Origin of the sequence: Pedobacter sp. FW305-3-2-15-E-R2A2 (assembly GCF_038446955.1) — a bacterium.
Lineage (GTDB): Bacteria > Bacteroidota > Bacteroidia > Sphingobacteriales > Sphingobacteriaceae > Pedobacter.
The window spans coordinates 2,064,046-2,087,135 of the sequence record NZ_CP151803.1 but is presented as its reverse complement, the minus strand read 5'-3'; the positions used below and the strand labels follow the sequence as shown (position 1 = coordinate 2,087,135).

19 protein-coding genes are annotated in these 23,090 nt (G+C 43.5%); 11 read left to right on the top strand and 8 right to left on the bottom strand.

The window, feature by feature from the left end; genetic code table 11:
- Window positions 1–289: 289 nt before the first annotated feature.
- On the bottom strand, window positions 290–1,372 hold the full coding sequence (locus AAFF35_RS08650; protein WP_342332037.1) for a Gfo/Idh/MocA family oxidoreductase: 1,083 nt from the start codon (window positions 1,370–1,372) through the stop codon (window positions 290–292).
- A gap of 131 nt (window positions 1,373–1,503) precedes the next feature.
- Between AAFF35_RS08650 and AAFF35_RS08645 the strand changes: the two genes are divergently transcribed.
- From AAFF35_RS08645 to AAFF35_RS08635, 3 genes are read left to right on the top strand one after another with little or no spacing between them, the layout of a single operon-like run.
- Window positions 1,504–2,409 carry a J domain-containing protein gene (locus tag AAFF35_RS08645; protein WP_342332036.1) on the top strand — a complete coding sequence of 302 codons (906 nt, stop codon included), beginning with the start codon at window positions 1,504–1,506 and terminating at the stop codon, window positions 2,407–2,409.
- Between the two features lie 11 nt (window positions 2,410–2,420).
- On the top strand, window positions 2,421–2,708 hold the full coding sequence (locus tag AAFF35_RS08640; RefSeq protein WP_342332035.1) for a chaperone modulator CbpM: 288 nt from the start codon (window positions 2,421–2,423) through the stop codon (window positions 2,706–2,708).
- Window positions 2,709–2,748: 40 nt separating this feature from the next.
- On the top strand, window positions 2,749–3,420 hold the full coding sequence (locus AAFF35_RS08635; RefSeq protein WP_342332034.1) for an SOS response-associated peptidase: 672 nt from the start codon (window positions 2,749–2,751) through the stop codon (window positions 3,418–3,420).
- A 3-nt stretch (window positions 3,421–3,423) separates the two neighbouring features.
- Here AAFF35_RS08635 and AAFF35_RS08630 read toward each other — a convergent pair whose 3' ends face one another.
- Window positions 3,424–3,654 carry a hypothetical protein gene (locus AAFF35_RS08630; protein WP_342332033.1) on the bottom strand — a complete coding sequence of 77 codons (231 nt, stop codon included), beginning with the start codon at window positions 3,652–3,654 and terminating at the stop codon, window positions 3,424–3,426.
- A gap of 180 nt (window positions 3,655–3,834) precedes the next feature.
- Here AAFF35_RS08630 and AAFF35_RS08625 point away from each other — a divergent pair, with 180 nt between their 5' ends.
- The 6 genes from AAFF35_RS08625 to arsB all read left to right on the top strand — a co-directional run bounded on the left by AAFF35_RS08625 (window position 3,835) and on the right by arsB (window position 9,488).
- Window positions 3,835–5,232 carry a DNA/RNA non-specific endonuclease gene (locus tag AAFF35_RS08625; protein ID WP_342332032.1) on the top strand — a complete coding sequence of 466 codons (1,398 nt, stop codon included), beginning with the start codon at window positions 3,835–3,837 and terminating at the stop codon, window positions 5,230–5,232.
- 129 nt (window positions 5,233–5,361) lie between these two features.
- On the top strand, window positions 5,362–6,900 hold the full coding sequence (locus tag AAFF35_RS08620) for a SulP family inorganic anion transporter (protein WP_342332031.1): 1,539 nt from the start codon (window positions 5,362–5,364) through the stop codon (window positions 6,898–6,900).
- Window positions 6,901–7,005: 105 nt separating this feature from the next.
- Window positions 7,006–7,335 carry a metalloregulator ArsR/SmtB family transcription factor gene (locus AAFF35_RS08615; protein ID WP_342332029.1) on the top strand — a complete coding sequence of 110 codons (330 nt, stop codon included), beginning with the start codon at window positions 7,006–7,008 and terminating at the stop codon, window positions 7,333–7,335.
- A 37-nt stretch (window positions 7,336–7,372) separates the two neighbouring features.
- Window positions 7,373–7,942, top strand: coding sequence for a DUF6428 family protein (locus tag AAFF35_RS08610; RefSeq protein ID WP_342332028.1), 570 nt, complete (start codon window positions 7,373–7,375; stop codon window positions 7,940–7,942).
- A gap of 30 nt (window positions 7,943–7,972) precedes the next feature.
- On the top strand, window positions 7,973–8,389 hold the full coding sequence (locus AAFF35_RS08605) for an arsenate reductase ArsC (protein WP_342332027.1): 417 nt from the start codon (window positions 7,973–7,975) through the stop codon (window positions 8,387–8,389).
- Window positions 8,390–8,393: 4 nt separating this feature from the next.
- On the top strand, window positions 8,394–9,488 hold the full coding sequence (gene arsB, locus AAFF35_RS08600) for an ACR3 family arsenite efflux transporter (protein ID WP_342332026.1): 1,095 nt from the start codon (window positions 8,394–8,396) through the stop codon (window positions 9,486–9,488).
- Window positions 9,489–9,650: 162 nt separating this feature from the next.
- On the opposite strand, the gene AAFF35_RS08595 is transcribed toward arsB, so the two are convergent.
- From AAFF35_RS08595 to AAFF35_RS08570, 6 genes are all read right to left on the bottom strand, one after another.
- On the bottom strand, window positions 9,651–9,953 hold the full coding sequence (locus AAFF35_RS08595; RefSeq protein WP_342332025.1) for an SMI1/KNR4 family protein: 303 nt from the start codon (window positions 9,951–9,953) through the stop codon (window positions 9,651–9,653).
- A gap of 119 nt (window positions 9,954–10,072) precedes the next feature.
- The gene (locus AAFF35_RS08590; protein WP_342332024.1) at window positions 10,073–10,282 is read right to left on the bottom strand and encodes a hypothetical protein; all 210 of its coding nucleotides are present in this window, start codon (window positions 10,280–10,282) and stop codon (window positions 10,073–10,075) included.
- Between the two features lie 4 nt (window positions 10,283–10,286).
- Entirely contained in the window at window positions 10,287–10,676 is a 390-nt protein-coding gene (locus AAFF35_RS08585) for a hypothetical protein (RefSeq protein WP_342332023.1), read from the bottom strand.
- Between the two features lie 89 nt (window positions 10,677–10,765).
- Window positions 10,766–11,296, bottom strand: coding sequence for a hypothetical protein (locus AAFF35_RS08580; RefSeq protein WP_342332022.1), 531 nt, complete (start codon window positions 11,294–11,296; stop codon window positions 10,766–10,768).
- Entirely contained in the window at window positions 11,297–14,548 is a 3,252-nt protein-coding gene (locus AAFF35_RS08575) for a DUF6443 domain-containing protein (protein WP_342332021.1), read from the bottom strand. It abuts the gene before it with no gap.
- Window positions 14,549–14,560: 12 nt separating this feature from the next.
- Window positions 14,561–17,974 carry an RHS repeat domain-containing protein gene (locus tag AAFF35_RS08570; RefSeq protein WP_342332020.1) on the bottom strand — a complete coding sequence of 1,138 codons (3,414 nt, stop codon included), beginning with the start codon at window positions 17,972–17,974 and terminating at the stop codon, window positions 14,561–14,563.
- 273 nt (window positions 17,975–18,247) lie between these two features.
- Here AAFF35_RS08570 and AAFF35_RS08565 point away from each other — a divergent pair, with 273 nt between their 5' ends.
- Window positions 18,248–18,568 carry a DUF6660 family protein gene (locus AAFF35_RS08565; protein WP_342332019.1) on the top strand — a complete coding sequence of 107 codons (321 nt, stop codon included), beginning with the start codon at window positions 18,248–18,250 and terminating at the stop codon, window positions 18,566–18,568.
- A gap of 90 nt (window positions 18,569–18,658) precedes the next feature.
- Window positions 18,659–23,086, top strand: coding sequence for a CusA/CzcA family heavy metal efflux RND transporter (locus AAFF35_RS08560; RefSeq protein WP_342332018.1), 4,428 nt, complete (start codon window positions 18,659–18,661; stop codon window positions 23,084–23,086).
- Window positions 23,087–23,090: the final 4 nt, after the last annotated feature.

Genomic DNA, 23,090 nt, shown 5'->3' with positions numbered 1-23,090 from the left:
AGATATTATGAATTATTATCGCAAATAGAAGCCCCGACAAACACCACAAACATGGCTTTCAGCGCCTTCCGAAAACAAACGTATAAAAAAATAAATACACTAAGTGCAAATTAAAAAAATATATTTTATTGATAAAAAGCCCATAAAAAGCACTTTTATACCAACAAAACAAAAAATTATTTAATAATAATATACACTAAGCAAAAATTTGATTAAACATAATTTTATGTGACAAAAAAAAGCCAGCAATCACTTGCTGGCTTCTTTAAGACAATAAGAAATAATACCGTTATTCGATCTTCACTACCGCACCAGTCCTTACAGACTCATCACTGGCAAAAGCAACATTCAAACTATTGAGTGCATCTTGTGTAGGGCCACTGAGGTCCAGGTCCTCCAATATTGCCCTCAGGAAATGGCGCTGCTCCCTACTACAAAGCTCCTGATGATCAGGCTCGTCGCTCAGATCAATCCACTCGTCCGGTCTTAAAAACTGGCTGTGCTCATCCAACGCTGCATAATGAACTTTAATAGACTCTGTCTTGGTATGTGCATCAATCAGGTCAGATTTCCCCGCCGCTCCGGCTTCCTTTGCAACAATCGAAACGGAACCTTTCGGCCCAATCACATCTTTCACAAAAAATGCAGTTTCACTAATCATCGGTCCCCAGCCAGATTCATACCAACCCACGGAACCATCTTCAAAACGAATCTGTAATTGCCCGTAATTATAATTACCCTCAGGAATATCCTCCGTTAAACGCGCACCAATCGCAGTCACCTGTACCGGTTTCGATCCCGTCATCTGACACATCACATCAATATAATGCACCCCGCAATCCACAATCGGACTCAGGCTCTTCATCAAATTCCGATGCACCATCCATTTAGCACCCTGGCTTTGCTGGTTCAGGTTCATGCGCATCACCAAAGGCTTTCCCATGTCCTGCGACAACTCAATAAACCGTTTCCAGGAAGGATGATACCGCAAAATATAACCTACCAATAACTTCTTATCATATTTTTTAGCGGCATCTGCCACCCGCTGTGCGGCTTCCATACTATCCGCCAATGGCTTTTCTATAAAAACATGACAACCCTGCTCCATTGCCTTTATTGCAAAAGCTTCGTGCGTATCCGGATAAGTAGAAATACAGACCGCATCGGGCTTTGTACTTTCCAGGGCCGCTTCATAATCATTAAACAAAGCATAACCACCACCTAACTTTTCATTCAACAGGCTTTTACTCACTCCTCTTGATACCAATCCGCAAATCTCAAATCCATCCAGCTCGTGATAAGCTGCAGCATGGGAGGCGCCCATATTACCGCAACCCACCACAAGTACCTTAATTTTTTTTTCTGACGACATAGCTCAAATTTATTATTTTAATTGAGAAAACGAAGACATCCCCAACACCATCTCAAATCAATCTGATGAAATTTGATTAAGCCTGAAAATCTGAAAATAATACTTAAATTTGAGAACAGATCAATCATTAAATGGCATTCATCGACTATTATAAAATTCTGGGTATTGACAAGAAGGCTTCTCAGGACGATATAAAAAAAGCCTACAGAAAATTAGCAAGGAAATATCATCCGGACCTCAACCCCAACGATAAGGAATCGAATAAGAAATTTCAGGAAATCAACGAAGCAAACGAAGCGCTTAGTGATCCCGATAAAAGAAAAAAATATGACGAATACGGCGCAAACTGGAAAAACTCAGAACAGTTTGAGCAATCTCAAAGGTCTCAATCCAGAGGACGTACTCAAAATCCGTTTTCCGGAGGAGGATATGGTGGTGCCGACTTCGGTGCCGGAGGAGACTTTTCAGACTTCTTTGAATCCATGTTCGGTGGCGGAAACAGAAGCTCAGGCAGAAACAACCTAAAATATAAAGGACAGGATTACCAGGCTTCACTACAGCTTAAACTCCGGGATGCTTATAAAACCCACAAACAAACCTTAACCGTTAACGGGAAAAATATCCGCATTACGATACCTGCCGGTATTGCAGACGAACAGGTCATTAAATTAAACGGGCATGGTGGCCCAGGTGTAAACGGAGGCCCTGCCGGCGACCTTTACATCACCATCAATATTGAAGAAGATGCTATGTTTAAAAGACTAAATAACGACCTTTATATCCAGCAGGAGATCGACCTGTACACCGCTGTATTGGGAGGTGAAGTCACCATAGAAACCCTGGATGGAAAGGTAAAACTCAAAGTTCCGGCAGGAACACAGAATGGCACCAAGGTGAGGCTAAAGAACAAAGGATTCCCTGTCTATAAAAAAGAAGGAGAATTTGGAAATATGTTCATCACTTATTCCATTCGTATTCCTGCTGAACTGAGCGACAAACAAAAAGAACTGTTTAAAGAACTACAAAACCTGAGTTAACACCAGCAGCCATGGAAACAGAATTCATCACCATCACTGAATATTGTATCAATTATGACATAGACCCTTCTTTTATTATTTCTCTGGAAGAGTCAGGCATTATCATATTCACCATCATCGGAGAAGAAAAGTTTATCCATCAGGAACAATTCAGCGAACTGGATAGATATATCCATTTACATTACGACCTGCAGATCAATATTGAAGGAATAGATGCCATCAGGCATTTACTGCAGAAAGTCAGCCAGATGCAGGAAGAGATCAGGGAACTGAACAAAAAACTCCACCTGCACGAATAAAATCAGGCTTGCATTTTACAAAAAATTACTAAATTCACAGATGGCTTCATCTTATTCTCTCGCCGAAGATCTTTCCACCCTCCAGCAATACTACCCTTACGAGCTTGAGGAGCCCTATACACCTGTTTATAATATTGGTATTTACATGCCCGGAATGGTCATCACTGCCGATCAACCCAAGCTGATCAGAAAAATGCACTTCTCTATGGTGCCCTTCTTCTTTAAAGAACGTAAATCAGCGATGTGCAATGCGAGAAGTTCCCAGATCCTGGTCAACCCCATATTCAAACAACTGGTAACTGCCAATAAACGTTGCCTGATCTTAGCCGATGGCTTCTACATCTGGCAGAGATTTGGTGCAGAGAAATACCCTTTCCGCTTCCACTTAAAAGACCGTCAGGTCTTTGCAATGGCAGGGCTGTGGTCTGCCTGGATTGATCCGGAAACAAAAGAAAGATATGAGTCTTTCTGTATCGTCACCACACCTGCCAACCCATTGGTTAGAGAAATCAGGAAGTCTATGCCGGTTATTTTAACTCCGGAGACCGAAAAACTATGGCTGAACAAAGAAACAAGCGAAGAAGAATTACTGGCAAGCTGCATCGCCTACCCAGAGGAACAGATGATCAGATTCCTGGTTTCCAGAGACATTGCCGACAGAAGCATCAACGATGCAAGCCTCATCAAACCCCTGAATTACGTCCCTGCTTAATCCTCAACTCTTTTTAAAATGACTGATCAGGGCAGAAAGCTCCGACTGCCCAATGAGCCGGGGATCTGTAAATTGCTTTTTTAATAAATTTCGGGGAATCTTTACCAGACCAGTGGTCGTCTGCAAAATCACTTCTTTTTCTAACAGGGTATGCGAAAAATAATCTCCTACATTAGGGTTCAGCTCGGATAACCTGATCAACAGCTCATAAAATACAAAAACGGGAATACTCACAGCCCAAAGGTAAAGGAAGCCGCTTTTAATGTTAAATTATCATTACATCAACAAATGCATCAGAATTAACATAGCATTAACCAATCCTTCAAAGCCAAGGTTAAAAAAGATTATCCACATCTGAATAAATTAACATTATTGTAACATTTAACTCATTATTTTGCGACAAATATCAAAACTATGAGAATAAAACACCTACTTATCTACAGCTGCCTGACTATCTTTACGATAGCAGGTTGTTCAAAAAAAGACGACACCCCTACTACCTACAAAATTTCAGAAGATTTCGAAAATGGCCGTAAAACGAGCTATGCTGTTAAAACCGATTCACTCATTACCGGAGTATGGGACTTTGACGATGCATTGGTAGGCAATCAGGCCGGCGATCTAAAAAACGGATTGAGAAGTGCCCGTTTAAGAACGGGTAAGATCACCATGAATTTTGATGTAAGCGGACTAAAGACCTTATACATCAGTCATGGTAAATTTGGTAAAGACGCCAACTCCAGCTGGCAGTTATTAATGTCAACAGATGGAGGTACCACCTTCAACCCGGTTGGTGCAGAAATTCAGGAAAGCAATGTTGCTTTAGTAACAGACTCCTTCCAGATTGATGTAAAAGGAAAAGTACGTTTCCAGATCAGGAAGACAAGCCCGACAACAAGGGTAAATATCGACGACATCACCTTTAAAGGAACGGGAGAGTCAGGAATCGTAATAGGCAAACCTAAACCAGAGACCAACCCTGGAGACGGTGGCGAAAACCCTAATCCAGGCCCGGCTTCCAGAGATCTTGAGGTTGGACCGGACGCACAGCCCCTAACGGGAGATGATAGCAATGCCCTGCTCGGAAACCCTTCAGATGCAAGCACACTTACACCAGAGAACTACCTTTTAGACATGCGTTATTACATGCAATCTTATAGCAGCAGCAGAGGCATACCAAACTGGGTAAGCTGGCATATAGATGCAAAGAGCCTGGTTAAAGGAACCGAAAGACTGGATAATTTTGCTTCCTATACAGGTCTGCCTTCTGCATTCTACAAGGTATTAAACAGCAGTTATAGCGGTTCTGGCTTTGACAGAGGTCACAACTGTCCTTCCGGAGACCGCGTAAGTTCCAAAGCGGCCAATGGCGCTACCTTCTTCATGAACAACATGATCCCTCAGGCACCAAATAACAACCAAAAAACCTGGGAAGGACTGGAAAGCTATCTGCGCGCTCAGGTGACTTCCGGAAACGAGGTTTATGTAATTATGGGTAGTTATGGAGCTGGTGGTGTAGGAAGCACAGGAGCGATGAGCACGACGATTGACAATGGAAAAGTTACGGTACCAGGTTATGTATGGAAAATCGCAGTTATTATTCCTGAAGGAAATGGCGATGTTCAGCGCATAAACGCTTCTACAAGGGTAATCGCAATCAATACACCAAACATCAACTCGGTAGATTTCGACTGGAAAAAATACATTGTAACGGTAAGTGACATCGAGAAAGCAACAGGATACAAACTCCTTTCCAGCTTATCTCAACCGGTTCAGGACGTTTTAAAAATTAAAAAGGATACAGGCAACTAAGCCGGAATCCAAGCCTGTAAAAAACGGTTGTCCCAGGTAGGGCAACCGTTTTTTTATTTCATGACGCGTCATAAAAAGCCGGTTATTTAACGCCTCAATCCTAAGCCGATATCCTATCTTTGCAAAGACATGAAACCCTACCTCCGACTTTTCGACTTTTCCCAGAAAATCAACTATAAAATTGAAATCCTGGCTGGCCTGACCGTAGCCATGACCATGATGCCCGAATCCCTATCCTTTGCCATTCTTGCGGGATTTCCACCTCTGGTAGGCTTATATGCCGCGTTTATTATGGGACTGGTAACGGCCATTTTTGGCGGAAGACCTGGCTTAATCTCCGGCGGTGCGGGCGCTACCGTCATCGTTCTGATCGCTTTAATGAAATCACATGGACTCGATTATGTCTTTGCTGCAGTGTTCCTGGCGGGTATCTTTCAGATCAGCATAGGTCTGTTTAAACTTGGCAAATTTGTACGCCTTGTCCCTCAACCCGTCATGTTTGGCTTTGTAAACGGTCTCGCCATCGTCATCTTTATGGCGCAGCTGGAGCAGTTTAAGGTCAATGTGAACGGAGAAATGCAATGGATGAGCGGCAATGCACTGTATCTTATGCTTGGACTCGTTGCCCTGACGATTGCCATTGTCGTCGTATTACCAAAATTCACAAAGGCTGTACCTGCTTCTCTGGTGGCCATTATTATTGTTTTTCTATTGGTCTTAGGATTTAATATTGATACCAAAACCGTTAAAGACATTGCCTCCGTTAGCGGAGGGTTCCCTCCTTTCCATATTCCGGAGGTGCCTTTTAACCTGCAAACCCTTCAGGTCATCTTTCCCTACGCCCTGATCATGGCTGCCGTGGGACTAACTGAAGGCCTGCTGACCTTAAATCTCGTCGACGAAATTACCGACAGCAAGGGAAACAGTAACCGGGAATGCATTGCCCAGGGAACCGCAAACATGCTCAACGGGGTTTTCTTTGGGATGGGTGGATGCCCGATGATCGCTCAAACATTGGTCAATCTTTCTGCAGGTGCCAGGGCCCGTTTATCGGGAATTATTGCTGCACTAACCATTCTGATCATCATTCTCTTTGCTGCACCAATTATCGAAAAAGTACCTATGGCTGCTTTAACCGGCGTAATGATCATGGTGGCCATTGGCACATTCGAGTGGATGAGTTTCAAAATCATTAACAAAATGCCCCGGCAGGATATATTTGTTGGCATTCTTGTGGCCGGAATTACGGTCTGGCTTCACAACCTTGCTTTAGCCGTGCTGATTGGTGTCATTGTCTCTGCATTGGTCTTTGCCTGGGAAAGCGCCAAAAGAATCAGGGCTAAAAAGTACCTGGATCACCATGGAATCAGGCATTACGAAATCTATGGACCGCTGTTTTTCGGTTCCGTAGCAAATTTTAACGAGAAATTCGATATTGCCAATGATCCACAAGAAGTAATTATTGATTTTAAAGACAGCAGAATTGCCGATATGTCGGGGATTGATGCGCTCAATAAACTCACAGAGCGATACCATAAAGCAGGAAAGAAACTACAGTTGACTCACCTGAGTGAGGATTGCAGAAACCTGTTAAAAGACGCAGAAGAGGTAATTGTAGTCAACATTCTGGAAGATCCCACTTATAGAATCGCTACAGAAAAGCGTTAAAACTGCCAAAATAACCTCCAAAGGCTCATTTCTAAAAAAAAACAATCACATGACTTTGAATTCTCTATATTAATCGTATTATTGCAATGTATTAATCAAGCCAATATGGGACTTACCAGATCAGAGATCTTTACCGACGAGCAAAACCAGTTGTCACAGCTGCTGAAAGCCATGGCACATCCGGCCAGGATTGCCATTTTGCAAAGAATTCTGATTTCCAACACCTGTATCTGCGGAGACCTGGTAGAAGAACTTGGTCTGGCACAAGCCACCATTTCCCAGCATTTAAAAGAACTGAAAACAGCAGGATTGATCCAGGGAACGATCGAAGGTGTAAGCGTATGTTATTGTATCAACCCGGTTACCTGGAAATTGATGGAAAAGCAATTGGGCGCTTTCCTGTCTTCTTACAAAGGCGAAGTCAAATGCTGCTAAAAAAAATTGTCTATATCAATCGTAAAATTGCAATATTATGAACACAACCACATTAATGAACTGGCAAAGCTTTAAATCAAAGCTACAGGAACATCCGGAACTGACACTGCAATTTCAATATGCAGTGAACAAATGGGTAGATGCTTCTTACCACATCACAGAAATCAAACAGGCCCCTATCGTATCGGTAGATTGCGGCGGAGTGATGAACTCCTGGACGGAAATCATTGTTCAGCTTTGGGAACCTTCAGAAAAAGACAGTGATAGGGCCATGCAAGTGAGCAAAGCCTTGTCCATCGTTCAGCTCGTAGAGAAAACATTGCCCCTAAACCCATTGGGTACGGTAAAGATTGAATTTGGAAACTCTCAATTCGACACCAGGCAGATGTTTCCGGGAGAAATCAGCCTGGATGGCGAAAACCTGATCGTTAACCTCATCCCTGATGCCACACAATGCAAAGCCATCGGTCGCGGGGGCAGTTGCGGTACCACCGATACCGGAGAAGAATGTTGTGCTCCTGCTGCGAGCGAATCAAAACCTAAAATCCAATTGATCAACCTTGCTGCTGATGGTCCGGTATGTGGCCCGGATTCAGGATGCTGCTAATTGCTAATTTATAAAAACCAGGAACCCACTATGAAAAAAGTATTGGTATTGTGCACTGGAAACAGTTGCCGAAGTCAGATTGCAGAAGGTTATTTAAGACATTTTGCCGGAAATAAAGCCCTCATTTACAGCGCAGGCATAGAAACCCATGGCGTAAACCCAAAGGCCATCGCAACGATGCAAGCAGATGGGCTGGACATTTCTGCCCATACCTCCAATAACATCGACGAATATCGGAACATCGATTTCGATTTCGTAATCACGGTCTGCGATAACGCCAAAGAAAACTGTCCTTATTTCCCAAGCCAGGCTGTTAAATTCCATTATAACTTCCCTGATCCGGCAAAAGCTACAGGAACCGAAGCGGAAATCAACGCGCAATTTGCAGAAGTACGTGAAATGATCAAACATTATGCGCAAAACTTTGTAAACGAAAACCTCCATTAGTCCTATGTCTGCAAACCATTGTTCCCCCGCAAGCGAAAGAAAGAAACTTAGCTTTTTAGACCGCTACCTCACCTTATGGATCTTTCTCGCCATGGCCATTGGCGTTAGTGTTGGGTATTTTATCCCCTCTTCTTCGGGTCTGATCAATTCCTTTTCCAGTGGCACGACCAATATCCCGTTGGCCATAGGATTGATCCTGATGATGTATCCACCACTCGCAAAAGTGAAATATGAAAAGATGGGGGAAGTGTTTAAAGACAGCAAAGTATTGAGTACTTCGCTGGTATTGAACTGGATTGTGGGCCCCGTCCTTATGTTTATCCTGGCCATTACCTTCCTCAGGGATTATCCCGAATACATGATCGGACTGATCCTGATTGGTCTGGCCAGGTGTATTGCCATGGTAGTGGTCTGGAACGAGCTGGCCGAAGGGAACCGGGAATATGCTGCCGGACTCATCGCGTTAAACAGCATTTTCCAGGTCTTATTGTACAGCGTATATGCCTATGTGTTCATTACGGTACTGCCTCCTTTATTTGGATTGAAAGGACTGGCAGTAAACATCAGTATCGGGCAAATCGCAGAAAGTGTAGCCATTTACCTGGGCATTCCTTTTGCCATGGGCATCATCAGCCGATACAGCCTCATTCGCTTAAAAGGAGAAAAATGGTTTCAGGAGCGGTTCGTCCCCTTTATCTCCCCCATCACCCTGATCGCTCTGCTGTTTACGATTGTCATCATGTTTAGTTTGAAGGGAGAACTGATTGTTCAGATTCCGATGGACGTAGTTCGCATTGCGATTCCATTAACCATCTATTTTGTCCTGATGTTTGTGTGTAGTTTCTTTGCAGGAAGATATTTTGGTGCGGATTATTCCAAAAGCACGTCAATTGCCTTTACCGCTACCGGAAACAACTTCGAACTGGCCATTGCCGTAGCGATTGGTGTCTTTGGCATCAACTCCGGACAAGCTTTTGCAGGTGTAATCGGTCCTTTAGTGGAGGTTCCGGCCCTTATTGCATTGGTCAACGTTGCTTTCTGGTTCAGAAAAAAGTATTACTTGCCTGCCTCTAATTCTTCAGAGAACCAAGACGCCTAACCTACTACTTCAGGATAATCGCATCTAAAGATGCCAATTCTAGAAAAAATCAAACTATTGATTATATAAATATTCAGCAAATTCTAAAAAAGTTTTCCCACAAAACGATATTGCATCTGTCTCAAAATTAAACATCAAGCCGAAAGAATGAATGGTTTTGTCTCATTTATGAAATGCGTATCCGGTGTCTGCAGCATCTTTACCAAACAAGAAATAATCAGGTATCTGTTCCATTAGGAGTTTATAATCGCTATTAGCAATTACCAAATCTTCAACTGGAAATAAGCAAAGCCAACCATTTTCGCCTATTTCACCCTCACCAGCATTGAAATTTTTCATCAATTGAATATAATCTTGAGATAATTCAAAAGCTATCTGCTTTTGTAGCTCCTGAATAGATTTTTCAGACGCACCGATATCATTTTTAACAATTTTCCTTAAAAAATTTAATAATTTGTACATCATCGGTAAAGAACTTAACAAATGGTTGCCCATCTCTATACACTAAATCGAATGTTTCTTCATCCGTTACATTCAGCCAGATAATATTTAAATCAGTCTCATCAGATAAGCCATTAAATTCCTTAGTGATAAAAATACTCCGGTCTTTTAATAAGGGAATATTTGATATACCAATATTCTGCCTGAAATCGCAAAGAGAATTCAACAAATGGCTCAACTTCAAACTCTCCGTAGAGCTTGACCTTTTGCTTAAGTTTTAATAAATCCTTTAAAAAGGCTAAACTTGTTGGTCTATTAATTACTTTGTTATAAGCCGGCACTTCGTTTTCCATTTTTTTAATAGGTGTGTTTATGTGGATTTGATTTTCCTGTTTCTCCATGAGTTGTAAAATGCGTGTCACTCCTTTTTCTACCCTTTGCGTCAAAAGTTGTGCGTTGCGCATAGTTTCCGGAAGCATCTTCTCTTAATTGAGTATGAGCAACTCCTCTTCCTTCCTCGTCTATTTTTGGATTTCCTGCTTTTGTTTTTGTAGTTTTTATCGTAGCTCCAGTTTCGTCCTTTGGGATGAATGGTGTTTTACCAAAAATAGAACTTTCTTTAGAAATAGTTTTTCCAATAGCGCTTACACCTTTTCCAATTCCTTCAGTTGTCGCTACAACGACCCCTTCTGCTAATTTTTCGCCAAATACTTCACCCAACTTTTCAAAATTTCCTTTTGAATCCATCTTGGGTATCCATTCATTATACTGTGCCACCTTGGTCCATTGGGATACTCTCTTATGCAAATGTTTTAAGCTCGCCCTAGAGAAAACTATCAGTTATATTCATAATACCAATTCTCATTTAATTTTTTTAACCCCTTCAAATATTTCATCCATTCTTCATTTTTTATGACTTTAGAATCTGACACATATAATAAAACATCTAATGAATTAAAATATATCTTCATATCAATACCTTGATTTCTAAATTCACAGCTAACGTCCCGTATATCGTAATCATCCATTATTTGGATCTTTTTTTTCAAAAAGGATATGAGCTCTTTGCCATATACTGTCTTATCGTTGAAATGTTCTTTATCGTATTCTATACTATCTTTGCTTACCACATACTCATTTTCTTTTCCCTTTTGAAAAAAAAAACGATTCTTTAATTTGCTTTTGTAGATATCTAGAATAACTGTGTTTTTGCCACGACTTCTTATTATGCTATAATTTAAAAACTCTTTAGCTATGAACACTCTATCCTTAAAAACTCTTTTTGCATATTTATTGGTATAACTACATCCAAAGACTATGTTTAATGTAAAGATTAAGACCGTGGTATTAAAAATTAAGTTTTTCATTTATTTAGGATTATATTTTGGATAAGAATGCAACTCTTTTCTTTTTAACTCAGGATATTTAGGTCCAGACATATACCCTCTAATAAGAGCCTGCTGATCAGCTGCAGAATCAAATACGCCGGGACTGTTATAAGTACCAGGGCCAAAATCATAAGCTGCTGTTTTTTGCCTGCGTCCAAAAAGCATATTATTTCCATGTGCACCAGTCGATGCCATAGTAAGTTCAATACCTAACTCAGACATTCCCCGTCCCCACAAATAATTCCCTATATCCCCTAAATTATAAGCAGTCCCCTCTCTGATGTAAAATGTATTAGATGCTAAATCTCCATTTTGCATTCCTCTTAATCCATAATCCATCCTTGAGCCACCTTCTTGCAATGCAAACAACACTCGATTTGATTTTACATTTTTCACTCCACTTTCATTGATTTGTTTTTCTACTTTCTCGTCGCTCATAATTTCAACATGCGTTATAGCACCATTTCTTATAGCTTTTGTATCAGTTTCTGGATCGTTAAAGTCATACGATTTTGATTTACCAGTTTCAGTATTTTCGATCACCAATTTATCCGGCTTATCGTTTTTGTCAACTCTTTTAAAAACACCATTCTGATCAAAAACAAAATTATCTTGCGGCCCCAGCCCATCAGAATACTCATCAACTATTCCATGATCCGCAAACCTGCTCCATCCATCAGCAAACATCCCATCCGGGTCTGTAAAACGCAAAGGATTGTTAAACACATAAACATAAGGAGAATACCTTCTTCCCTGTTCTGCCAATGGATCAATAACCGTCCAGCGGGCTATCACCGGGTCATAGAACCTGGCCCCATAGTCATACTGTCCTAAACCATCCTGCAGCTCCTTATCATTATAAAGGTAATTATTTTTCGTCCCCAATAAATAACCATTAAACCGCTTTCCAAACGGATAATAATCATCGTGCTGGATCTCCCTTGCTGCTCCGGAAAAGATGTCAAAACTCAATCTGTTGTTCCCCAGATGATCCGAAAGGTTGTATTCATACAAATAACTGCTGCCACTTTTCCTCGCCCTTCCCTCTTCAGTCTGGATAAAATCTATCGCCCCGGAAGTATACTGGATCCCCCCGATATAATCTACGGTTACCCCTGCATTCACCGCCCTCAACTTCCTTCCTCCGGCATCATAGGTATAGGTGATTGAAGTTCCCCCACTCACCGTCTGAGGCAGGTTCAGGTAATTATAAGTAAAGGTGTTTGTGCCATCAGTCAGCACATTCCCATTCAGGTCATAAGTATAAGTTCTCGACGCCCCTCCGCTCACACTGCTCAGCCTGTTTCCGCTATAACTGTAACTCTGAGCAGTCCCGTTATCCCTGGTCAGGCTCAGAATGTTCCCCATCACATCGTAACTGATGCTCTTTTCATCATTCCCGGTTCCGGAGATACCCGATAACAAACGCCCTAACTGATCATAATTGTAAGCATAATTCTTAGTCAGGTTTCCCGGGGTTCCCCAAAGCTGCCCGGTCACATCTCCATTGTACCGGGGCACTGATCCATCATTATATTTCAGCTGAATGGCCAACAGCGAAGCACTTTTATGGGTCAGCCAGCCCCGGGAATTATAAGACATGCTAACCGTCTGGAGACCATTGTGCAGTTTTCTGGTACTTTCCTGTCCCAGTTCATTATACCCCACCTCCGACAACAGCACTTCCGCATCTGTATTGATCTTCTGATAGGTTTTCGTTTTCCTGCCCGAATGGTCATATTCATACCGCATGGCAACCGTTACACTTCCCCCGCTGCTGCTATGCGTCCTGACACTGGCCGTCAGGTCACCTGTAAAATCCCAGGTATTGACCACCCGGTCGGTGCCGCTAAGGTGGTGATCACTGATGCTTTCCTTTAACCTGCCCCGCTCATCATAATAATTCACCGTCAGCAGCATCGTAGCCGTGCCAAGGATGTTCACCTTAGTTCCTGTTGCCAGTCCCTGGGTCCGGCTCGTGACCGTCTGTGTCGCATCATAGGTACTCGTTTTACCCGGAATGGTATAATTATCGTAATAGCTGATCAGCAGCACCTGACTCAGGCTGGTTGGATAAGTATTGGCCGTATATCCCGTTCCTGTGGCTACAGAAGTTTCCCAGAGGGATGCATTTCCGTCAACAGCAGTTTGTTGAGTACTGCGGTAATTTGTATTCGCCGAACTTCCGGTATGACTGTAAATCCCGGTAAATGCCGCCCTGCCCAGTTCATCATACTTAAAGACCGTCCATTGCTGAGGTGTTTTGGAACGCTGAACCGCATCCTGACTCATCACCAGTTTGTCCAGTTTGTTATAGACCAGAAACTCCCAGCCTTTCCCCGGCAGCTTCTTTTCGGTCATCAGCCTTTTACCATTGTAATGGTACCCATAGATAAACTGGTCAAAAGCAGCATCACTCTCGATAAAGCTTGTTCCTGTAAATCCCGGAGGGATCACATAGCGCAGGTTATTCAGCTCATCATAGACATAATAAGTGCTCAGGAAGCCAGCTGGTCCCTGCACCCGTTTCAAAACCACCCGGTTCTGGTCATCTTTAAACGACACACTTTTGTTCCCGTTTTCATCGGTCAGCGTATCTACATAAAGCTTTCCCTTGGGGTAATAACTACTTCCCGTGGCGCCATTGGGCGTTACCTTCCACATCCTCACATCTGTAGCCACATTTGCCGCATACCCGCTACGCAGGGTATGCCCACCATTGATCTTCCAGTCTCCTCCGGGAAAGCCCTGCTGCTGCACCCGGCTCAGCGGGGAAGCTTCAAACTTTGTTTCAGAATAAGCCACCTGCCCCGATCCCGATGGAATACTGACAACCCCGGCAGGCGGGCTGTTGTAAAATGACTGCTGACTGCCCAGTGCAGCAGCCCGGTAATTCCCGGTTGCCGTGCCGTTGTCGGTATAAGGAAGATATTTCTTCGCTTCACGCCCATAGTCATCGTAGGCGAAAGGCAGAATCACATCTTTTCCTAAAGGGCTCCACTGATACTGCACCTGCTGCATCGGACGCCCGAGACCATCCAGGTAATTCACACTTACCTGAACCTTGGTTTTATCGGTAATTACGCTATTCAGCCCGGCTTCGGTGGTAATTCCACTCACCTGTACTTTAGCGGTTTTGATATAGTTCTGATCGGCAGATTGCCCAAAAACAGACAACTGACCACTCAGCAGGAACAACAATACCATCCGTATGATAAGAATATGTTTCATCGTCTTAAAACTTTAAGGTTTATAATGGTACCATTGATTTTCTACAATCTGCCCATCCGCATCTTTCGCCCGTTTCAGCCTGCCAAACGTATCATATTCATAATACACCGTTTCCCCCCTGGCATCGGTCATACTGGTCATTCCCCTTAATATGGCATAGGTATAGCTCGTTACTTTGGCCTTCGGTTGAGTAATGGCGAGGCCGGTACGGATCTTGTTCAGTTCCGTGCGCATTATCGCATCGCTGGGGGGGTCATTGATGATTGCGGTATCGACCAACGCCATTACAGTATTGTAATCACTGCTCAGAACCCTGGCAACGATATATCTCTTTTTATATCCCCAGACCAGCACTTCCTTTACGTCTCCCTCTTTGCGCTGCTCCACTACATTTCCATACGTATCGTACTTATTAAACAGCAACTGGCGTTGATATCTGCTGTCTTTGGCCGCTGTACTTACGGTAAAATTTGCCGGGACAAAATCACTCAGCCCTGTGGTATTGATCAGACTATAAACCGTGTCCGCAGCCGGGATATCCACCTTAAAGGAAGCCAATTGTGCGCTTACCGTCTTTGCCGTTCCTGAAGCCGGTTTCTTCTCCACATAAGTCTCCACCGGAACAGCGATCACATGTTTATCCTGAAGGTTCTTGATTCCTTTGGAAAAAGCAAGGGAACTTGTTCCGGAAATCGTATAATCATAAGGATACTTAAAATTGGTAATGGTGGTATCCCCATCGGAGTTTACGCTGGTCACCTTTGAAGGATTGATAAACCTGGTATTATTGTACGTATACTTTGTCATTTGTTTCAGCGTATCTGTACCATTGAAATACCAGGCAGAATCTATACTGGGGGCAATCATGTTCTGGGTAAAACTATAAGAAGCCCAGGTGGTCCCATAATTATTTCCCGGATTGACAGGCCCTGAAAAGGGATTTACCCTAAGGTACAGGAAACTATTGCCGGGAACTCCGCTCGGCAAAAATGCAAACCTATGTGCCTCCTGACTGATTTTCTTTCCTGAAGCATCCATAGACCATGCTTTTTTCATTCTTCCTCTCAACGAAGAATTATTGTTCCCTGCACGCTCAAAAACCATCAGGTCTGACAAAGCAGTGTAAAAATACTCGTCTTGAATTCCATCAAACAGGGGATCCTGAATGCCATCAGAATAGCCGTTAGTAAACTGCATCACCCTTTTTCGCCCGTCATTCATACTTTCGGTAACCTGCGCATAACCGACCACGCCCCCCTTACCATTCCCCAGGGGAACCAGATTGTTCTGGTTGAGCAGGAAAAAGGTACAGATCTGCGGACCTATGACCACATCCTCACCTTGAGGCCCCTGTCCATATTTTATCCTCATTTCCCCCCAGTAAAGCTTTGAAGTCAGGTTAAAAAAGGGAACCTCAAAAACACCGGAAGTAATGCCTTTATAACTGTAATCATAATTCTTTTCAAAAGAAGAACTGTTTACAGGGCTGGTAAATTTGATTTTTTTAATCCGGATCCCGCCGGCATTATAGACATAATAAGTATTACCGGACTGAGTCCTCCCCGGCTTTTTATACTTGAATTCGCTGTTCTGCTTTATTTCTGCACTGAAACCATAACCCGGGATCTCTGTCTCCAGTTTGTACCTTCCTTCAGTAAGGCTTATGGGGTAGTTTTGCGTGGACGTCCCTTTAGGTTTAACAGTGCCAAAACCGATGCCCGGATTAGGGGCACCAATCCCACCAACCGCAGTAACCGGGTTGAAAGACCAATTGTTTAGCAAATCAAAGACTCCGGTAGCCTCATTATACTTATAAATCCGGGCCATAGCAGGTGCCCCAAGCCCTCCCATATATACATAATTCTGGTAATCAGTCCAGGTATTGATATAGCCTGCCATTCCGAGTTTAGTCTCCAGATTTACGGTCTGATTGTGATGCAGAATAAACTCTGCAGTCTTGGTCATCACAGGAGGAAATCCGCTGGGACAACTCGTTTGTCGGAGGGAATCCATAGCCATTGAGCTCGATTCTTCCGGAAAAACAGGGTAAGCATATTCATTACCTTCGTATTCAAATTCTGTTTTACCGCCTGTAGGATAGCTGATGCTTTTTAAAGCCCCAATCCTGGTGTATTTGAAATCCGGGTTTTTAAAACTGCTGTTGGCAATCGAACCCAGCGTTACGCCGTTACCGTGCAAATACTTAAACCGGAGTAAAAAGCGTTGATCATCAGCAAAAAGCATCTGATCTTCCCCGTTATAATAACCCCAAAAATCTTGCCCCTGATTATTTGGTCCCGGCATTTTCTTACCCATATAAGGTCCGAAATAACTGAAGCGGTAAGCCGGTTCATCATTAATATTCAAACTGTCCAGCAGCATTTTCTTAGCCAGGCTATCGGTAGTGCTGTCACTATAAGTATAAGCAAACCTGGTCCGGCTAATCATTTGTGTTCCGCTAAATAGTTTAATACTATCTAACCTGATCTTATATACATCGGTCCTGGCGCTGTTGTTCCGGTAAAATTTGATCGTATCAGTTTTATGAATGATCGATTTTAACAACAGGTTATTGGTTTTAGTTTGTTCTGATACCGCTCCAACAGCATGCGTCGGATCACAAGCCGGATTTCCCCATCCGTCCTGAGGTGAGCGGTCTTCATACCTGAAGATTTCGTAATAGTCTGTCGGATAATAATTCATCCGATAGGTATTACTGCCTTCGCTTTCATAATTAAATTCGATCTGTTCGTTTTTAAAAGGCTGTCGGATTTTGGTTAAATACCAGGCACTGAAATAAGGATAGGCGCCTCCGGTATTGGTTTCAGCAACGTCAAAATAATACTCCAATCCATTTCCGTCGATAAACTTAAATTTATCACTGGCAAACTCCCCATACAGGTTATTCACCTCCTTCATCATTATTTTACCATCCTGCCCGAAGATGAAATTACCACTGAAACCCATAAAATTAAAATAATACTCATCGCCTTCGGTATCCAGTTTACCCGTGGAAAATTCAGCATCTACATTCGGCATCTTCCTGGCGTCAGGATAAGGCGGTGTAATGCCCCAAAGTGCAGGCCCCGGAAGTCCGCGGACAATCCTCGTAATCACTCCACCCGCATTCAGGCTAAACCCTGCTCCAACCCATCCCGGAATCTCCCGGCATTTTACCCCGGAAGCATGATAGCTCAAAGTAACAGGAACACTAAAATCTTTGGTTTGTAAAACACATAATGGAATGCCAATCTCCGGAATGCCACTGTAATAACTGACTGGCATTTCTACATATTTACCCAGAGATGCGGCATTGGGAGATAAAGGCTGGGACACTGTGGTTTGCATCCCTATTTGAGCTGAACTGCCTGGAACAAAAAAAACCGACAGCAGCAATAAAGCAAGAGCGTTTAAAATTCCTTTCATTGTTTTGATGGTTAAGCGTTAAACGCTGTGACCCATTATCCATTGAGGATCAACAGCATGACCATGACTAATCTATAGATAAACATTCAAAAGAAAAAAATATTCCTTATTATTTTCAAAACAATATTTTGTGTAAAAATTTATTTCTTTGACAAATAAAAATAAATAATCACAATGACTTTAAAATTTTCATAAGAGCAATAAAAATTATGATAAAAGCAGAAAATAACAGAAAATGTAGCCATACTTTAAAAAATTATATAAGTTTGCGATGTGAGATACTTAGCTATTCTATTTACGTTCTGCGTTCTGGCCCTTTCGGTATGGCCATGCTGTGACGATGAAGCTAACCTGAGTACGCATGAAACCCAATACAACGAGGTAAAAGAGGTCCCTTGCGATGCTGAAGAGAGTCCGCATACCTGCTCCCCTTTCTTTCATTGCAGCAGCTGTCAGGCTTTCGCACTGACCAGTCCTGCTTATCTTGTACAAACTACCGCTCCCTTTAAAAAAGAAATCAGTTATCCTGAATTGCCCATTTCTCCTGTAATCGTATTTGCAGGCGACATCTGGCAACCGCCTCAGTTGGTATAAATCCGTTCTCTTTCCCGGTTTATTTATTTACCCAACCATTCATGGCCAGGATTTCCTGCCATTTAACAGGCTATAAAACAGACACGACGTATGTTTGACAAGATTATTTATTTCTCCATCAAGAATAAACTAGCAATAGGTTTAATGACCCTCTCCCTCATCATTTGGGGCGTCTATTCCTTAACAAAGCTCCCCATCGATGCAGTCCCCGACATCACCAATAACCAGGTACAGATCATTACCCAGGCTCCAAGTCTGGGTGCTCAGGAGGTGGAACAATTCATCACCGCCCCGATCGAACTGGCCATGGCCAATATCCCGGAAGTGATCGAGAAACGTTCCATCTCCAGATCAGGAATCTCGGTCATCACCATCGTTTTTGAAGATGAAACCGACATTTACTGGGCAAGACAACAGGTGGGTGCCCAATTGAAAGAAGCAGAAGCCAATATCCCGAAAGGCCTCGCTTCCCCCACCCTTGCCCCGATTACAACCGGGCTGGGAGAGATTTACCAATATGTGCTCCATACCAAAAAAGGATATGAGAAAAAGTATTCTGCCACAGACCTCAGAACCTTACAAGACTGGGTAGTCCGGACACAACTGGCCGGAACCAAAGGCGTAGCCGAAGTGAGCGGATGGGGAGGTTATGTCAAACAATACGAAATCGCCCTGGATAATGATAAACTCAATTCCCTTAACATTACCATTGCAGACATCTATAAAGCCCTGGAAAATAACAATGAAAACACCGGGGGTTCTTACATCGAGCAACAGAGTAATTCTTATACCATTCGTGGTGTAGGTCAGGTAAAAAGCCTGGCTGATATTGAAAAGATTGTCGTTAAAAATATGGGTGGTGTGCCAATTCTCATCCGTGATGTCGCCACCGTTCAGTTTGGAGCAGCCACCAGATATGGAGCCGTTACCCGCGATGGTGAAGGCGAAGTGGTGGCAGGAATCACGCTCATGTTAAAGGGAGAGAACTTCAATGAAGTGATCAAACACGTCAAGCAAAGGATTGTTCAGATTCAGAAATCACTTCCCGAAGGCGTGGTCATCGAACCTTTCATCGACCGGACAGAACTCGTGGGCAGATCCATCAGTACGGTTCAGAAAAACCTGATTGAAGGAGCCCTGATCGTAATTTTTGTCCTGTTATTATTACTGGGCAACTGGAGAGCAGGCCTGGTGGTTGCTTCTGTGATCCCCCTTTCCATGTTGTTCGCCTTTGCAATGATGCGTTTATTTGGCGTTTCCGGAAACCTGATGAGCCTTGGGGCCATCGATTTCGGGCTCATTGTAGATGGCGCCGTCATCATTGTGGAAGCGATTATATTCCGCCTCAGTGCGAGAAATGCCGGCCAGGATGCCATTCCTTTAACTCAAGCCCAAATGGATGAAGAAGTATACACCGCTTCTTCTAAAATCAGAAACAGTGCTGCCTTTGGGGAAATCATCATCCTGATCGTTTACCTTCCGCTGTTATCACTCGTTGGAATTGAAGGAAAGATGTTTAAGCCCATGGCTCAAACGGTGGTATTTGCCATTGTCGGAGCATTTATCCTCTCCATGACCTATGTTCCAATGATGACGGCTTTATTCCTCAGCAAAAACACCACGCATAAACCCAATATCTCGGATAAAATCATGGATGGCCTGCGCAGGGTCTATCAGCCGGCCCTCGTACAGGTCCTGAAATTCAAGAAATTAACCGTCGCCTTTGCGATATTGCTGTTTGTCTTTACACTTTGGGTATTCAACCGGATGGGTGGAGAATTCCTGCCACAACTCGAAGAAGGTGATCTTGCGGTAGAAATCGCGATGTCGCAGGGAACCTCTCTGACACAGGTGGTGGAAACCTTCAGCAAGGCCGAAAAAATCTTAAAAGAACAATTTCCTGAGGTGAAACAAGTCGTCACAAGAATTGGAAGTGCCGAGATCCCAACCGACCCTATGCCGGTAGAACGGGGAGACATGATGGTGGCCATGAAACCTAAAGAAGAATGGACAAGCGCCAGCTCAAAAGCCGAAATGTCGGAGAAGATGGAAAAAGCACTATCCATCTTGCCAGGCGTCAATATCGAAATCACGCAGCCGATGCAAATGCGCTTCAATGAACTGATGACGGGTGTCCGCCAGGATGTAGCGATAAAAATTTATGGGGAAGACCTGGATATTTTAACCCGGCAAGCCAACAAGATTTCCGGATTAATTGCCCCCGTGCAAGGCGTAAATGAACCCTTTGTAGAACAAGTGACCGGTCTGCCGCAAATTGTAGTAGAATACGACCGCGACAAAATTGCACAATACGGACTGACGATTTCCGATGTCAACACCTTGCTAAAAACGGCCTTTGCAGGAAATACAGCAGGTGTCATCTTTGAAGGTGAAAAGCGGTTTGAGATGGTGGTCCGTTTGGAAAGAGAACTTAGAGAAAACATTTCCAGCATTGAAAACCTATACCTGCCCCTTCCTTCGGGAAACAAAGTACCCTTAAACCAGGTGGCGAGTGTTGCGCTAAAAAATGCGCCTGCCCAGATCTCCAGAGAAGATGGGAAACGCAGGATTTATGTAGGTTTCAACGTCAAAGGACGGGATGTGGAACGCACAGTATCGGAGATTCAGCAAATCCTGGATAAGAAATTAAAACTGCCTTCAGGGTATTACCTGACTTACGGCGGGCAATTTGAAAACCTGAACAAAGCCAAAGACAGGCTGTCTATAGCAGTCCCAATCGCCTTGCTATTGATCATGGGCCTCTTATATGCAACCTTCAAATCGTTCGGACAGACAGTCCTCATCTTCAGCGCTGTTCCCCTTTCGGCAATTGGCGGAGTGTTCGCCTTATTGCTTAGAGACATGCCTTTCAGCATCTCTGCCGGAGTCGGTTTCATTGCACTTTTCGGTGTTGCCGTCCTCAATGGAATCGTATTGATCGGATATTTCAATCAACTAAAAGAAGAAGGAATGACAGACATTTATCAACGGGTAATCGAAGGGACTAAAGTCAGACTTCGCCCCGTCATCATGACTGCTGCCGTGGCCTCTCTTGGCTTCCTGCCAATGGCCTTATCCGGCAGCGCAGGTGCAGAAGTACAAAAACCACTGGCGACTGTAGTGATCGGAGGACTCCTTTCTGCTACCCTGCTGACCTTATTCGTCCTGCCTTGTTTATACCTTTTGTTTGCGGATAAAAAGCTGACAAAAATCAAAACAGGAACTTCAGCTAAAGTTCTGATCCTTGCTGCGGTTTTTAGTTTTACGCTTGCAGGAAACAGCAACCCCGCTCAGGCACAAAGCAACCCAATTCAAACGCAAAACACTCAAAATCAGACACAGCATATCAACAGCCCGCTTACTTTAGACAGCATCCTGTCCATGGCGGTCCGCAATAACCTGAAACTGAAATCTGCCAACCTAGGAACCGCACATGCCAAAGCCCTGCAGAAAACAGGCTTTGATCCTGGAAAGACAGAATTTTCCCTTTCTCAGGATCCAACCAGTGGAGGAGGTAACGACAACGCCATCAATGTCACCCAGACTTTTGCATGGCCGGGTTTATACAAGAACCAGCAGAAGGTCTTGAACCTGCAAACTTCCCTCTCCGAGCAGTCGGTCCGTTATACCCGCGCAGAAATCGTCAGAGATACTAAAATCGCCTATTACCATTACCTCTACTTTCAGGAGAGTCTGAAGGTCCTTAATTTCCAGGACAGCGTTTACCGGAACTTCATCAAGAAAGCGGAAGTCCGTTTTAAATCAGGAGAGACCTCCAACCTGGAACTCATCACTGCCAGAAACAAATACCAGGAAGTACAAACCTTAAAAAATGCGGCCAAAGCAGGGTTAAGAGTCCAGGAGTTACAGCTTCAGCAATTGCTGAACACCAAAGCACCGATCTTACTTACAGAAAAAACACTTCCTGTGCTATCGCCTCAGGCAAACGAAACTTTAGGCATCAGCAGCAATCCGCTGATGGATTTTCATCAGCAGCAGATGGAAGTGGCAAAGGCAAAAATCGCTCTTCAAAAGGCGAAAGCTTTACCTGATTTCACCCTTGGTTATAGTCAGCAGCTCGTGATCAGGTCTTTCGACCCCGCAAAGCTGAACCGTGATTATACACCGGGCACCAGGATTGCAGGTCTTCAGTTTGGCGTCGCCGTTCCCTTGTTCAATGGCGCAGGCCGTGCAAAGGTAAAAAGCGAAAAGATCGCAGCACAGATTGCAGAAACAGAGTACCAGAATGCGCAGCATCAATTTGAAATTCAATATGAACAGGCATTTCAGGAGTACCTGAAAAACAAGCAGACCGTTGATTATTACACTTCTGAAGGATTAAAACAGGCCAGGGAACAGTTGCGCATTGCACAAGTCTCCTTTGATCTCGGCGAAATCGGCTACATGGAATACGTCCAGAACATTTCGCTTGCGGTTCAAAGTAAGATCACTTACCTGGAAACCCTCAACCAATTAAACCAAACCACCATTCAATTAGCATTTATCAAAGGAGAATAATCAG